This is a genomic window from Thioalkalivibrio sp. ALJT (assembly GCF_000381825.1).
Lineage (GTDB): Bacteria > Pseudomonadota > Gammaproteobacteria > Ectothiorhodospirales > Ectothiorhodospiraceae > Thioalkalivibrio.
On record NZ_KB907127.1, the window covers coordinates 1 to 13,434 of the forward strand.

Annotated in this window: 10 protein-coding genes and 2 pseudogenes; all 12 read left to right on the forward strand. The window is 64.8% G+C overall.

Features of this window, described 5'->3' with window-relative positions:
• Positions 1–297 (forward strand): annotated as a pseudogene (locus G332_RS12820) (IS630 family transposase); the annotation flags it as partial.
• Positions 298–746: 449 nt separating this feature from the next.
• Positions 747–1,784, forward strand: a complete 1,038-nt coding sequence (locus G332_RS0108670; RefSeq protein ID WP_019626604.1) for a cyclopropane-fatty-acyl-phospholipid synthase family protein — start codon at positions 747–749, stop codon at positions 1,782–1,784.
• Positions 1,785–1,787: 3 nt separating this feature from the next.
• Positions 1,788–2,561 carry a DUF1295 domain-containing protein gene (locus G332_RS0108675; protein WP_026340728.1) on the forward strand — a complete coding sequence of 258 codons (774 nt, stop codon included), beginning with the start codon at positions 1,788–1,790 and terminating at the stop codon, positions 2,559–2,561.
• A gap of 240 nt (positions 2,562–2,801) precedes the next feature.
• The gene (minC, locus tag G332_RS0108685) at positions 2,802–3,524 is read left to right on the forward strand and encodes a septum site-determining protein MinC (protein ID WP_019626607.1); all 723 of its coding nucleotides are present in this window, start codon (positions 2,802–2,804) and stop codon (positions 3,522–3,524) included.
• A 94-nt stretch (positions 3,525–3,618) separates the two neighbouring features.
• A complete protein-coding gene (minD, locus tag G332_RS0108690; RefSeq protein WP_026340729.1) occupies positions 3,619–4,428 on the forward strand; it encodes a septum site-determining protein MinD in 810 nt (269 codons plus the stop codon).
• Between the two features lie 7 nt (positions 4,429–4,435).
• Complete coding sequence (gene minE / locus G332_RS0108695; RefSeq protein WP_019626609.1) at positions 4,436–4,693, forward strand: cell division topological specificity factor MinE; 258 nt, start codon at positions 4,436–4,438, stop codon at positions 4,691–4,693.
• Positions 4,694–4,714: 21 nt separating this feature from the next.
• Positions 4,715–5,722 (forward strand): NAD-dependent epimerase, encoded by a 1,008-nt coding sequence (locus G332_RS0108700; protein ID WP_019626610.1) that lies wholly within the window; start codon positions 4,715–4,717, stop codon positions 5,720–5,722.
• A 161-nt stretch (positions 5,723–5,883) separates the two neighbouring features.
• A pseudogene (locus G332_RS12825) lies at positions 5,884–6,543 on the forward strand (type 1 glutamine amidotransferase domain-containing protein).
• A 76-nt stretch (positions 6,544–6,619) separates the two neighbouring features.
• On the forward strand, positions 6,620–7,393 hold the full coding sequence (locus tag G332_RS0108710; RefSeq protein WP_019626612.1) for a TetR/AcrR family transcriptional regulator: 774 nt from the start codon (positions 6,620–6,622) through the stop codon (positions 7,391–7,393).
• A gap of 52 nt (positions 7,394–7,445) precedes the next feature.
• Entirely contained in the window at positions 7,446–8,555 is a 1,110-nt protein-coding gene (locus tag G332_RS0108715; protein ID WP_026340730.1) for an efflux RND transporter periplasmic adaptor subunit, read from the forward strand.
• Positions 8,556–8,569: 14 nt separating this feature from the next.
• On the forward strand, positions 8,570–11,668 hold the full coding sequence (locus G332_RS0108720) for an efflux RND transporter permease subunit (protein WP_019626614.1): 3,099 nt from the start codon (positions 8,570–8,572) through the stop codon (positions 11,666–11,668).
• Between the two features lie 305 nt (positions 11,669–11,973).
• The gene (locus tag G332_RS0108725) at positions 11,974–13,395 is read left to right on the forward strand and encodes a form I ribulose bisphosphate carboxylase large subunit (RefSeq protein WP_019626615.1); all 1,422 of its coding nucleotides are present in this window, start codon (positions 11,974–11,976) and stop codon (positions 13,393–13,395) included.
• Positions 13,396–13,434: the final 39 nt, after the last annotated feature.

Below are 13,434 nucleotides of genomic sequence, written 5' to 3' on the forward strand. Positions count from 1 at the left end.
AAAACCGAAAAAGTGCGTGCGTGGTTCGCTGCGCGGCCGCGTTACCATGTGCACTTCACGCCCACCTCGGCGTCATGGATCAACTTGGTTGAACGCTTCTTCGCGCTCATCTCGGAACGCTGGATCAAACGCGGTTCGCATCGCAGCACTCGGGAACTCGAGGATTCCATCCGCGAATACCTGGAGACATACAACGATGAACCCCGACCGTTCATCTGGCGCAAAACCGCCGACCAGATCATCGCCTCCATCGCCCGTGTAAGCGAGCGCCTCAATAATACTGCGAACTATTGTTAAGGGGCACTAGGGAGACGCTGATTGAATCGCACGTCCGCGCTCGAGTCGCTTTTGCGTGCGTTTAATGCGCGGTGACGGCCGTGCAGTCACTCTGCTACAGGTGAACCGCAACGCCGTTCCCGCGCCCGTTGCTGATCAAAAACGGGCGGCTGAGCCCCTGCTTTCACTGGCTTGTGGGGTTGGTGCCCCCCCCGATTCTGAATGAATATGGCCCGATCCTGTGTTGCGCCCCGAATCCATCGAAAACGGGCGGGTAGAACCAATACCCGCTGCACGACGCGCGAGGTCCCGGAACCTCTGAACCACCAAAGCGGGTGTGTGCGTTCGCCATTATGTCTCTGTTCTCTAGTGCACTGTCTTTCACGCCGGTTGGCAAAGCGATTGTTCGTTGGAACCGTCTCGCCGGTTCGGGGTCAAGGAACTCATCAACCTCAACAGGACGGCGTGTGATGCAGCGGATGATCGAATGGGCGGAACAGGGACGGCTCCCGGATAGCCTGGTGCGTGCGGGTATCCGCCGCCTGCTGGCGGAGCGTCTGCGCCGCAGTGGTGCGCCGGCTGAACAGGCGATGGAGCAGCGTTATGCGCTGATCGAGGCGATGCAGGCGGCGCCGGTTGCCTTGTCCACGGATGTGGCGAACGAACAGCATTACGAGGTGCCTACCGCATACTTCGAGCAGTGTCTCGGGCCATGGCTCAAGTATTCCTGTGCCTTGTGGCCGGAGGGCGTGGACGAGCTGGGCGCGGCGGAGGAGGCGATGCTCCGCCTGAGCTGCGAACGTGCAGGTCTGGAGAACGGGCAGCAGGTTCTGGAACTGGGCTGTGGCTGGGGCTCGTTGTCATTGTGGATGGCGCAGCAGTATCCCGAGTCGCGGATTGTTTCGGTATCGAATTCGGCGACGCAGCGGGCTTCGATCGAGGCGCGTCGCGACGCGCTCGGACTCGACAACCTGACAGTGATCACCGCCGACATGAACGCGTTTGCCCCCGATACGTCGGACTTCGACCGGGTAATGTCCGTGGAGATGTTCGAACACATGCGCAACTGGCCCGAGCTCCTGCGCCGCGTGGCGAGCTGGCTGCGCCCCGGCGGACAATTTTTCATGCATGTGTTTGCGCATCGGGAGTTTGCCTACTTCTTCGAGAGTGAGGGTGCTCATGACTGGATGGGACAGTACTTCTTTCGTGACGGCCTGATGCCGGCGGATGATCTGGCCCGACACTTTCAGGATGACCTGCGGGTGCAGCGCCAGTGGCGTGTCAACGGCCAGCATTACGCGCGCACGCTGAATGCTTGGCTGGCCCGTCAGGATGATGCGCGTGACGCCTTGATGCCCTTGTTCGAGCAGACCTATGGCGCCGGGGATGCCGCGCTGTGGTTCCAGCGCTGGCGCATGTTCTACATGGCCTGTGCGGAGCTGTTCGATTATCGCGGTGGTAACGAATGGTTTGTATCGCACATCCTGTTCCGGCGTCCGGAGGCCTAGCCGGTGGCGGGCGGGACAGTCTTTATGGTCGGACTGGCGGCGGTCCTGGTGCTGATGACCGCCGTGTGGCTGGCCAGTGTGCAACGCCGTGATGCCAGTCTGGTCGACCGTTACTGGGGACTGGCCTTTGTGCTGTTCACCGGGGTGGTCTGGGGGCTGTCTGGGTGGCCCCTGCACGGGCTGTGGATCGTGCTGCCGGTGCTGTTCTGGGGGTTGCGGCTTTCCATTTTTATCGCCTGGCGCAACTGGGGCCATGGCGAAGACGGCCGCTACACCGCGATGCGAGCCGGACGTTCGGAGCGGGCCTTTGCCGCGCGCAGCCTGGTTACGATCTTCTGGCTTCAGGGGGCGCTGGTTGCAGTGATTGGGCTGCCGATGCTGGCGGTCGTGCAGGCCGACGGGCTCTGGTGGCCGCTCGCGCTGGCGGCCGTTCTGGTGTGGGCGGTCGGGCTTGGGTTCGAGACTCTGGCGGATACGCAGATGGCACGGTTCCGGGCGGAGCCGGCGAACCGCGGGCAGGTCATGGATCGTGGTCTGTGGCGCTACAGTCGTCACCCCAACTACTTCGGCGAGATCGTGGTCTGGACCGGATTCGGTCTGCTGGCCCTGGCCGCGGGCGGCTGGTGGGCCCTGCCGTCGGCGGTGCTGATGATCCTGCTGATCCTGCGGGTGTCGGGGGTCACGCTGCTGGAAAGGCGGCTGCATGATTCCCGACCTGGTTATGCCGACTATGTGCGCCGAACCAACACGCTGATCCCGGGGCCACCACGCGGTTGAGGTACCGTCCTGGAAAACGCAGATTGATGGGTCAGATTGACCGGCGCTTCCGTTGCGGCGCGACGCATGGCACTGATTCCCTTGCTGCGCGGCCCCCCGCCGCGCTATAAAGCGCACCTCGCGCCGGACGAACCTGTTATCCGGCGCGGCCTTTACTTGACGCGAACCACCGCCAGCGAGCCAGCCGATTCCATGAGTGCGACCCCGAGTTCCATCCAGGCCATTGAATTGAAGGGGCGCATGATGCTGGTCTCAGTGCTGCGCGTGTACCAGACGGACCCGAAGGCCCTGGGTGCGGCACTGGCGGCGCGGCGGCAGCAGGCCCCGGAGCTGATGGGTGACATGCCGATCGTGCTCGACCTGGAGGCGGTAGCCGAGAGCCTGGAGTCGGATCTTCAGGCGACGATCGAACGGGTGCGTGCCGAGGGTTTCAATCTTATCGGGTTGCAGGCCGGCGAGGTTGCCGAGCGCCTGCAAAGCTATGCCGAACTGTTCGATGTTCTGCCGGTTCTGCAGCTGGGCGGGCGCGGCGGTGCCCCCGGTGGCGAGGTGCCGCTGGAGGATTCGAGTCCGGCGCCCGCTCGGGCTGCCGCGGCGCCGGAGAAGAGCGCGCCGGCCGAGGTGGCCGCGGTGCACAGTACGACCCGCGTGGTCGATCAGCCGGTGCGTTCCGGGCAGCAGATCTATGCGCGCGGCGGCGACCTGATCGTGACCGGGCCGGTCTCGGCCGGGGCCGAATTGCTGGCCGATGGGCACATCCATGTGCTGGGCCCGTTAAGGGGGCGTGCGCTGGCCGGGGTGCGTGGGATGACCACGGCGTGTATCTTCTGTCGGCGACTGGACGCCGAGTTGTTATCCATCGCCGGGCATTACCGGATTGCCGAAGACATTACTGAATCCGAGCGCGGCGAAAACCAGCTGGTGACACTGGACGGTGAAAGCCTCAAGATCGTGGGGGTCTGACCGGCAGCCTGCCGGTGATGAACGACGGGAACCCGTCCGCACGCTGCGGTGATATTGCCGGGCGTAGGCATGACGACAAGGAGCTGCGGCCAACATGGCACGAATTGTAGTGATTACCTCGGGCAAGGGCGGGGTGGGCAAGACCACCACCTCGGCCGCGATTGCCACCGGGCTGGCGTTGCGTGGTCACAAGACCGCCGTGATCGATTTCGATGTGGGTCTGCGTAATCTCGACCTGATCATGGGCTGCGAGCGCCGCGTGGTGTACGACTTCATCAACGTGATCAACGGCGATGCGAACCTGAAGCAGGCCCTGATTCGCGACAAGCGGGTGGATAACCTGTACATCCTTCCGGCTTCCCAGACCCGCGACAAGGACGCCTTGACGCAGGAGGGTGTGGAGCAGGTCCTGAACGAGCTGTCCGAGGATTTTGACTTTATTGTCTGTGACAGCCCGGCGGGTATCGAGCGTGGGGCGCTGATGGCCGCGTACTTCGCTGACGAAGCGATCGTGGTGACCAATCCCGAGGTCTCTTCCGTGCGCGACTCCGATCGTATCCTCGGGATTCTGGCGAGCAAGACGCGCAGAGTGGAGCAGGGCGGCGATCCGATTGAGGGCAGGCTGCTGCTGACGCGCTATTCGGCCGAGCGTGCCGAACGCGGCGAGATGCTGAACATTGAAGACGTGGGCGAGATACTGGCCATCGATCTCCTGGGCGTGATCCCCGAGTCGCAGGCCGTGCTCACTGCCTCCAATGCGGGCCAGCCAGTGGTGCTGGACCAGGAATCCGATGCCGGGCAGGCCTACCTGGATGCGGTGGCCCGCTTCCTGGGCGAGGAGTGTCCGCTGCGTTTTGTTGATGTGCCGAAGAAAAGCCTCTTCGGGCGCCTGTTCAAGGGGTGACCTGACTATGGGGATCTTCGATTATTTCCGTCAGCCGAGCCAGAAGAGCGCCAACGTCGCCAAGGAGCGCCTGCAGATCATCGTGGCACGCGAGCGTGCGGCGCGCTCCGGCCCCGACTATCTCCCGGCGATGCAGCAGGAACTGTTGCAGGTGATCCGCAAGTACGTGCAGGTGAGTGACGATGCGGTGCTGATGAACGTGGATCGCGAGGGGGATTGTGAGGTGCTGGAACTGAACATTACCCTGCCGGACGACAAGGACTGACTTGGTGCAAGGGGCAACAGGGTGAAGGTGCTTGTCACCGGTGCGGCCGGTTTCATCGGAAGTGCACTGAGCCTGCGCCTGCTGGAACGCGGCGATGACGTGATCGGCGTCGACAGTCTGAACGACTATTACGACGTTTCATTGAAGCAGGCACGCCTGGCGCGCACCCGGGATGATCCGAATTACACGGACCTCCGCGAGGATATCGCCGACCGTGCCGCAATGGAGCGGGTGTTCCGTGAGCACCGCCCCGAGCGGGTGGTGAATCTGGCGGCCCAGGCCGGGGTTCGCTATTCGCTGGAGAACCCGGCGGCCTATGTCGACACCAACCTGGTCGGTTTCGGGAACATCCTGGAGGGCTGCCGCCATAACGGGGTCGAGCATCTGGTCTATGCGAGCTCGAGTTCGGTGTACGGGGCCAACACCACCATGCCCTTCTCGGTGCATGACAACGTGGATCATCCGCTGAGCCTCTACGCCGCCAGCAAGAAGGCCAACGAGCTGATGGCGCATACCTACAGCCATCTCTACGATCTGCCGGTGACCGGACTGCGTTTCTTCACCGTGTATGGCCCCTGGGGTCGGCCGGACATGGCATTGTTCATGTTCACGAAGAAGATCCTGGCGGGTGAACCGATCGATGTCTTCAACTATGGCCATCATCGGCGTGATTTCACCTATATCGACGACATCGTCGAGGGCGTGATCCGCACCCTGGACCATGTCGCTCCGCGCAACTCGGACTGGGACGGTGCCGCGCCCGATTCCGCGACCAGCGCGGCCCCCTATCGCCTGTACAACATCGGCAACCACGAGCCGGTGGAGCTAATGCGGTACATCGAGGTGCTGGAGGACTGCCTGGGCCGGAAGGCCGAAAAAAACCTGCTGCCCCTCCAGCCGGGCGATGTGCCGGACACCTATGCGGATGTCGAGGCCCTGCGCGTCGACGTGGGCTATGCCCCGGCGACGGCGGTGGAAGACGGGATCGCCCGCTTTGTTGAGTGGTACCGCGACTACTACCGCGTGTAAATGCAGCGGGCCATCCGCCCCCTGCGGCTCCCCGTCTCTCTGTCCTGTCGCCCCCGCCTCGAGCGGGGGCGAGCGTTTCTGCGCGCGCCGAGATCGTGGCTACAGGAACCTGGTGGCGCGTTGCGAGTCCATGCAACACGTGGATACAGAGTGAGTAAGGGATGAGCCAGACGATTCTGATGGTCGTGACCAGTCATGGCGAGATCGCCCCGGGGCTGGCCACCGGCGTGTGGTTCGATGAATTCGCGGAGCCCTACGACCGCTTCCGAAAGGCCGGCTTCGAGATCAAGGTGGCGAGCCCCCGGGGTGGCCCGGTGCCGCTGGACCCCAGGAGCCTGGAGGCCAGCCACCCGGGGGCAACGGCGGGCCCTGGATGCCACCATCGCACTGGATGGCGACATGCATCACGACGCCTATGCGGCGACCTTCTTCCCCGGCGGGCATGGCACCATGTTCGATCTGCCGGAGAATCCGCATGTGCAGCGCCTGGTGGCCGAATTTCTCGAGCACGACAAGGTAGTGGGGCGGTTTGTCATGGCCCTGCCTGCCTGGTCGGGGCAATGCTGGCGGATGGTCGCTCGGCGGTGCAGGGGCGCAAGGTCGCGGCCTTCACTAACAGCGAGGAGAAGGCCGTCCAGCTGGACCGCGCCATGCCGTTCCTGCTGCAGGACAAGCTGCAGGAACTGGGCGGCACGGTGGATGCCGCGGAGGACTGGGCCGATCACGTGGTGGTCGACGGCAGGCTGGTGACGGGGCAGAACCCGCAGTCCAGTCGCAGCGTGGCCGACGCGATCGTGCGCTTGCTGCGCGAGAGCGCGTGAGGGCAATGGCCGGGGATGTCTCCGGCTTTTTTCGGGTCATGTGTGAATCAGGTTCAAAAAGTGGCGTTGGTTCGATATGCTCGATCACATGAGCACCGAGGACCGCAGAAGGCGCGAGCGCGAGGCGCGCGAGGCGCTGTTTATCGATCGGGCGCATGCGCGCATCCGCGAAGACGGCCTGCTGGGTCTGCAGATGTCGAAGCTGGCGGCGGACTGCGAGTACGCCACTGGCACGCTGTATCAGCATTTCGAATCCCGCGAGGACCTGCTGGCGGCCGTGGCGGCGCGTTCCACGCGCAAACGCGCCGCCCGCTTTCGCGTGATCCCGGGGCTGGATCTGGACACGCGCGCGCGCATGCTGGCGATTGTGCTGGCGGATATCGATTTCGCGGCCGTCAACCCCGATTACCACCGGCTCATGCAATATCTGGTGACCGAAGTGGTGTGGGCGAATGTCTCGGTCGCCCGGCGTACGGCGCTGCTGGAGGCGGCGCGACCGATCAGCGAGGCGGTGGGGGCGGTGGTGTCCGAGGCCCGCGCGCATGGGGATCTGCCACCGGCCCGCGAGATGGGCGCGGAGGAGATGGGGCTGGGGCCGTGGGCGCTCAATGTAGGGATGCAGGATCTGGCCAATGCCCAGGGACTGCTGGACGCCTATGACATCCACCGCCCTTATGACCACTTGATTCGCCACTTCCACGCGCTGCTGACGGGCTGGCGCTGGGAACCGTGCCTGGATCCGGACGACCCCGCGCGGGTGCGCGCGGAGACCGACCGCGTGCGGGCCGCCCTGGCGGCGGCCGGGATTGGCGCCGATACCGTTGAATGCGAGAGGACTGCGGCGGACTGATCCGCCCCAGATTACGCCGGTGGGACTGACCCTGCCGGACCGGGAGATTTCGATGAAGCGTTTTATCCTGATGCTGGTGGCCGTGGCCGTCGTGCTTGGTGGCATCTTTGGTTTCAAGGCCTTTGTGGATCAGCAGATTGCGGCGTTTTTCGACGAGATGCCGGAGCCGGTGGCCACCATCAACGCGGCGGAGGTCGGGATTGATGCCTGGACGCCGCAGTTGCGCGCCATCGGCGATCTGGAGGCGGTGCAGGGAGCAACTCTTAGCTTCGAGGCGCAGGGTCTGGTGCGGGAGATCCACTTCGAGAGCGGGGCCCGGGTCGAGGCCGGTGATCCGCTGGTGGATCTCGATACCGCGCTGGATGAGGCCGAGCTGGAGAGTCTGCGCGCCGCAGAGCGTCTGGCGCGGCGAGAACTGGAGCGCGCGCGGGGGCTGACCGAGCGCCGCGACATCTCCGATTCCGAATTCCAGCGGCGGGTGGCCGAGGCGGAGCAGGCGGCGGCCGCGGTCAAGGCCCAGGAGGCCCGGATCCGGCAGAAGAGCCTGCGCGCGCCCTTCGCCGGCGAGCTGGGCATCCGCCAGGTGAATGCGGGGCAGTTCGTCGGCCCGGGTGATCCGATCGTGGTGCTCGAGGCACTGCAGCCGCTGTATGTGAACTTCACCCTGCCGGAGCGGCGCCTGGGCGATGTGGCGCTGGGCCAGGAGGTGGGTGTTGAGGTCGCGGCCTTTGACGAGCCGTTCATCGGCGAGGTCACGGCGATCGAGCCGCGGGTGCGCGCGGCCTCGCGCATGTTCCGGGTGCAGGCACGGCTGGACAACGAGGACGGGCGCCTGCGTCCGGGTCAGTTCGCCCGCGTGACCCTGGACCGCGGCGTGGCGGAGGAGATGGTGGTAATCCCGCAGACTGCGGTGCGCTTCGCGCCGTGGGGGCAGTCGGTGTTCGTGATCCGGGAGGATGCCGAGGGGCAGAAGCGAGTCGAACAGCGGCTGATCGAGGTCGGCGAGCGCCGCGGCGATCTGGTGCGGGTGGTCGACGGCCTCGAGCCGGGCGAGCAGGTGGCGGCCAGCGGCCTGTTGAAGCTGCAGAACGATACCCCGGTGGAGATCACCGAGGATGCGCAGCCGGATGCCGAGCGTGATCCGCGCCCGGCCAACCGCTGAGCAGGCCCGCGACCATGCGCTTTACCGATATCTTCATCCAGAAACCCGTGCTGGCCACGGTGGTCAGCCTGTTCATCCTGCTGTTCGGGGTGCGCGCGGTTTTCGACCTGAACGTGCGCCAGTTCCCCGAGGTGCAGAACGCAGTGGTCACCGTCAGCACCGCCTACGTAGGGGCGGATGCCGACCTGGTGCAGGGCTTCATCACCACCCCGATGGAGCGCGAGGTGGCGGAGGCCGAGGGGATCGATTACCTGGTCTCTACCAGTCGCGCCGGCATCAGTATCGTCGAGGCCCACCTGGAGCTGGACTATGCCCCCAACGAGGCCCTGACCCAGATCTCGGCGCAGGTCGACAAGATCCGCAGCGATCTGCCGGCCGAGGCCGAGGACCCGGTAGTGGACCTGTCGGTCGGTCAGGACGTGGCCGCAATGTACATGTCCTTCTACTCCGAGCGCCTGACCAACAATCAGACCACGGACTACCTGATCCGCGAGGTGCAGCCGGAACTGGCGACCATCAACGGCGTGCAGCGCGCCGAGATCCTCGGCGCACAGAGCTTTGCCATGCGCGCCTGGCTGGATCCCAGCCGCATGGCCGCCTATGGCGTGACCGGGCGCGACGTCCGCGAGGCCCTGGAGCGCAACAATGTGCTCTCGGCCGTGGGTCAGACCCGCGGCTCGATGGTCGGGCTGGATCTGACCGCGGATACCGATCTGCAGCGCCCGGAGGCGTTCGAGCAGTTGATCCTGTTCGAGGCCGATGGCGATCTGGTGCGCCTGGAGGATGTCGCCGAGGTCGAGCTGGGGTCCGAGAGCTACGACACCTCGGTGCGCTTTAACGGCGAGGCGGCGACGTTCGTGGGAATCGAGCTGGCGCCGGATGCGAATGCCCTGGACGTGATCGCCGAGGTGCGCGATGTGTTCGATACGCGCATCCTCCCGCGCCTGCCCTCGGGGCTGGAGGGCGAGATCGTTTACGACTCTACCGACTATATCCAGAGCGCGATCGACGAGGTGCTGACGACAATCGGCCTGGCCCTGGTCATCGTGCTGGTGGTGATCTACCTGTTCCTCGGCTCCCTGCGCAGCGTGATCATCCCGGCGGTGGCGGTACCGCTGTCGCTGGTGGGGACCTTCATGCTGATGCTGCTGATGGGGTTCTCGCTCAACCTGCTGACCCTGCTGGCGATGGTGCTCGCCATCGGCATTGTGGTGGATGACGCGATCATCATGCTGGAGAACATCTCGCGCCATATCGAGGAGGGGATGTCGCGCATGGATGCGGCGATCCAGGGCGCGCGCGAGCTGGCGTGGCCGGTTGTGGCCATGTCGACCACACTGGTCGCGGTGTTTCTGCCGCTGGGTTTCATCGGGGGGCTGACCGGGACCCTGTTCATCGAGTTTGCGTTTACCCTGGCAGCGACCGTGGTGATCTCCGGGATCGTGGCCATCACCTTGTCGCCGATGATGTGCTCGAAGATCCTGCGAGACGGCGCCACCGAACGCCGCGGCCGCATTGAGAGTTGGCTGGACGCGCGTTTTGACGGCTTGCAGCGGCGGTATCGCCGGCGTCTGCACGGGGCCCTGAACGATCGTTTCACCATCGCGGTCTTCGGGGCCATCGTGCTGGTGTCGTGCTACTTCCTCTTCGTGACCTCGCAGGCCGAGCTGGAGCCGCCGGAGGACCAGGGCTTCGCGTTCTCCATCATGGAGGGCGATGCCCATATGGGGCTGGACTGGCTGGAGCGCAATACAGCGCTGACCGACGATTACTTCGACGTGATCCCGGAACTGGAGAATATCTTCATCGTCAATGGCTTCGGCGGCGGACCGGGGCTTGCCGGTGCCAGCAACCAGGCCCTGGGCGGTTTCGTGCTGGCCCCCTGGGACCAGCGCGAGCGCGATACCGAGACGATCCTGGAGCAGGACCTGCAGCCGCGCCTGGAGCGTATCCCGGCGCTGGAGGTCTTCGCGGTACAGCCGCCACAGCTGCCGACGCCGGGTGACGGCACGCCGGTCAGCGTGGTGCTGGGTTCCACCGGGTCGTTCGAGGAGCTGGGTCAGCTCGCCGACGAGATCCTGGAACGGGCACGCGCGAGCGGCCGCTTCATCTTTATTGACAGCGATCTCGACTTCGATCAGCCGCAGGTGGACCTGAAGATCGATCGCGAGCGCGCCGCGCAACTGGGCATCGACATGGCCACCCTGAACGCGGACCTGGCGACCCTGCTGTCCGGTGGCTTTGCCGGGCGCTTCGCGATGGAGAATCGCAGCTATCGGGTGATCCCCCAGATCCAGCGCACGGAGCGCCTGAATCCCGAACAACTGGAGGAGTTGTTTACCCGCACCCGCGACGGCGAGCCGGTGCCGTTGTCCAGCATCGTGACCCTGGAGGAGCGCGTCACGCCGCGTTCGCTGCAACGCTTCCAGCAGTTGAACGCGGTCACCCTGTCCGCGGTGCCGCGTCCGGGCGTGACTCTGGGCGAGGCCCTGGACATTATTGACGCGATCGCGGCCGAGGTGCTGCCGCCCGGCGTCAGTGTCGACTACGCCGGGCAGTCGCGTCAGCTGAAGGCGGAGGGTGGCGACCTGGTCATTACCTTCTTCTTCGCGCTGATCGTGATCTTCCTGGTGCTGGCGGCGCAGTTCGAGTCCTTCCGGGATCCGCTGATCATCCTGACCACCGTGCCGATGTCGATCGCCGGCGCGCTGACCTTCATCAGCCTCGGGGTCACCTCGCTGAACATCTATACCCAGGTGGGCTTGTTGACCCTGGTCGGACTGATTGCAAAGCACGGCATCCTGATCGTGGAGTTCGCCAACCAGTTGCAGCGCCAGGGCCGCGGCCTGCGCGAGGCGATCGAAGAGGCGGCGAGCCTGCGTCTGCGCCCGATCCTGATGACGACCACCGCCACCGTCGTGGCCATGGTGCCGCTGTTGCTGGCCACGGGTGCCGGTGCCGGCTCGCGCTTTGCGATGGGGCTGGTGATCGCCAGCGGCATGGCGATCGGCACCTTGTTTACCCTGTTCGTGGTGCCCGCCATCTATCTGTACCTCGCCCGTGATCACCGGGCTGCTACCGCGGGCGCCGATGCAGCGTCCGGGCCGGCCTGACGCCCCGCCCGGGGGCGCAGGCCGCCTGGGGAGAGGCCCTGTTGCAGGGCCTCTCCCCCAAAAGTCATGCAAGCGCTACGGTCTTGGACTACAATCACGATCCGCATTCTGGCGCAGCAGGGCGTTTGCTGTCCGGCAGCGCCCATGCGAACCCGAACCCCTGCCGGTCAGCGGCGTTCCCGCTGCCCGGCTTTTGTATAAACGCTAGTCTATCGGTCGTATCTAGATTATTTATTTGTTATTAGCGATTGCCCTGCCTAATCTAGGCGACCGTCACGATTAACCAACGCGTAGGAGAAAGCCACATGGCCGCCAAGAAGTACTCCGCGGGTGTCAAGGATTACCGCGAAACCTACTGGATGCCGGAATACATGCCGCTGGATACCGATCTTCTGGCATGTTTCAAGATCACCCCGCAGCCGGGAATTGACCGCGAAGAAGCGGCAGCCGCTGTGGCGGCCGAATCGTCCACCGGTACCTGGACCACGGTGTGGACCGACCTCCTGACCGACATGGACTACTACAAGGGCCGTGCGTACTCCATCGAAGACGTGCCGGGTGACGACGAGTCCTTCTACGCGTTCATCGCCTACCCGATCGACCTGTTCGAAGAAGGTTCGATGGTCAACGTGTTCACCTCGCTGGTGGGCAACGTGTTCGGCTTCAAGGCCATCCGCGCCCTGCGTCTGGAAGACGTGCGTTTCCCGATGGCCTACGTGAAGACCTGTGGTGGTCCGCCCTCCGGTATCCAGGTCGAGCGTGACAAGCTGAACAAATACGGTCGTCCGATGCTGGGTTGCACGATCAAGCCGAAGCTGGGTCTGTCCGCGAAGAACTATGGCCGCGCCGTGTACGAGTGCCTGCGTGGCGGTCTCGACTTCACCAAGGATGACGAGAACATCAACTCGCAGCCGTTCATGCGCTGGCGTGACCGCTTCGAGTTCGTCCAGGAAGCGACCGAAAAGGCCGAAGCCGAGACCGGTGAGCGCAAGGGTCACTACCTGAACGTCACTGCGCCGACCCCGGAAGAGATGTACAAGCGTGCCGAGTTCGCCAAGGAGATTGGCGCGCCGATCATCATGCACGACTACATCACCGGTGGTTTCTGCGCCAACACGGGCCTGGCCAACTGGTGCCGCGACAACGGCGTGCTGCTGCACATCCACCGTGCGATGCACGCGGTGCTCGACCGCCATCCGAAGCACGGGATCCACTTCCGTGTGCTGGCCAAGATCCTGCGTCTGTCCGGTGGTGACCACCTGCACACCGGCACCGTGGTCGGCAAGCTGGAAGGCGACCGCGCCGCAACCCTGGGCTGGATCGACCTGCTGCGCGAATCCTTCGTGCCGGAAGACCGCTCGCGCGGCATCTTCTTCGATCAGGACTGGGGCTCCATGCCGGGCGTGTTCGCCGTGGCCTCCGGTGGTATCCACGTCTGGCACATGCCGGCCCTGGTTTCCATCTTCGGCGACGACTCCGTTCTGCAGTTCGGTGGCGGTACGCTGGGCCATCCGTGGGGCAACGCCCCGGGTGCGGCGGCCAACCGTGTCGCGCTGGAAGCCTGTGTCCAGGCGCGTAACGAAGGCCGGGACATCGAGCGCGAAGGCAAGGAGATCCTGACCCAGGCCGCTCAGCACAGCCCCGAGCTGAAGATCGCCATGGAAACGTGGAAAGAGATCAAGTTCGAGTTCGACACCGTCGACAAGCTGGACACCCAGCACAAGTGATCGCCCGAGTGCGGGTGGCCTGACGGGGCACCCGCACCC

Coding starts and splice junctions, on each gene's coding strand:
- minC (WP_019626607.1), top strand. CDS start 2,802: ATGATGCTGGTCTCAGTGCTGCGCGTGTACCAGACGGACCCGAAGGCC.
- G332_RS0108670 (WP_019626604.1), top strand. CDS start 747: ATGCAGCGGATGATCGAATGGGCGGAACAGGGACGGCTCCCGGATAGC.
- G332_RS0108720 (WP_019626614.1), top strand. CDS start 8,570: ATGCGCTTTACCGATATCTTCATCCAGAAACCCGTGCTGGCCACGGTG.
- G332_RS0108710 (WP_019626612.1), top strand. CDS start 6,620: ATGCTCGATCACATGAGCACCGAGGACCGCAGAAGGCGCGAGCGCGAG.
- G332_RS0108715 (WP_026340730.1), top strand. CDS start 7,446: ATGAAGCGTTTTATCCTGATGCTGGTGGCCGTGGCCGTCGTGCTTGGT.
- G332_RS0108725 (WP_019626615.1), top strand. CDS start 11,974: ATGGCCGCCAAGAAGTACTCCGCGGGTGTCAAGGATTACCGCGAAACC.
- minE (WP_019626609.1), top strand. CDS start 4,436: ATGGGGATCTTCGATTATTTCCGTCAGCCGAGCCAGAAGAGCGCCAAC.
- minD (WP_026340729.1), top strand. CDS start 3,619: ATGGCACGAATTGTAGTGATTACCTCGGGCAAGGGCGGGGTGGGCAAG.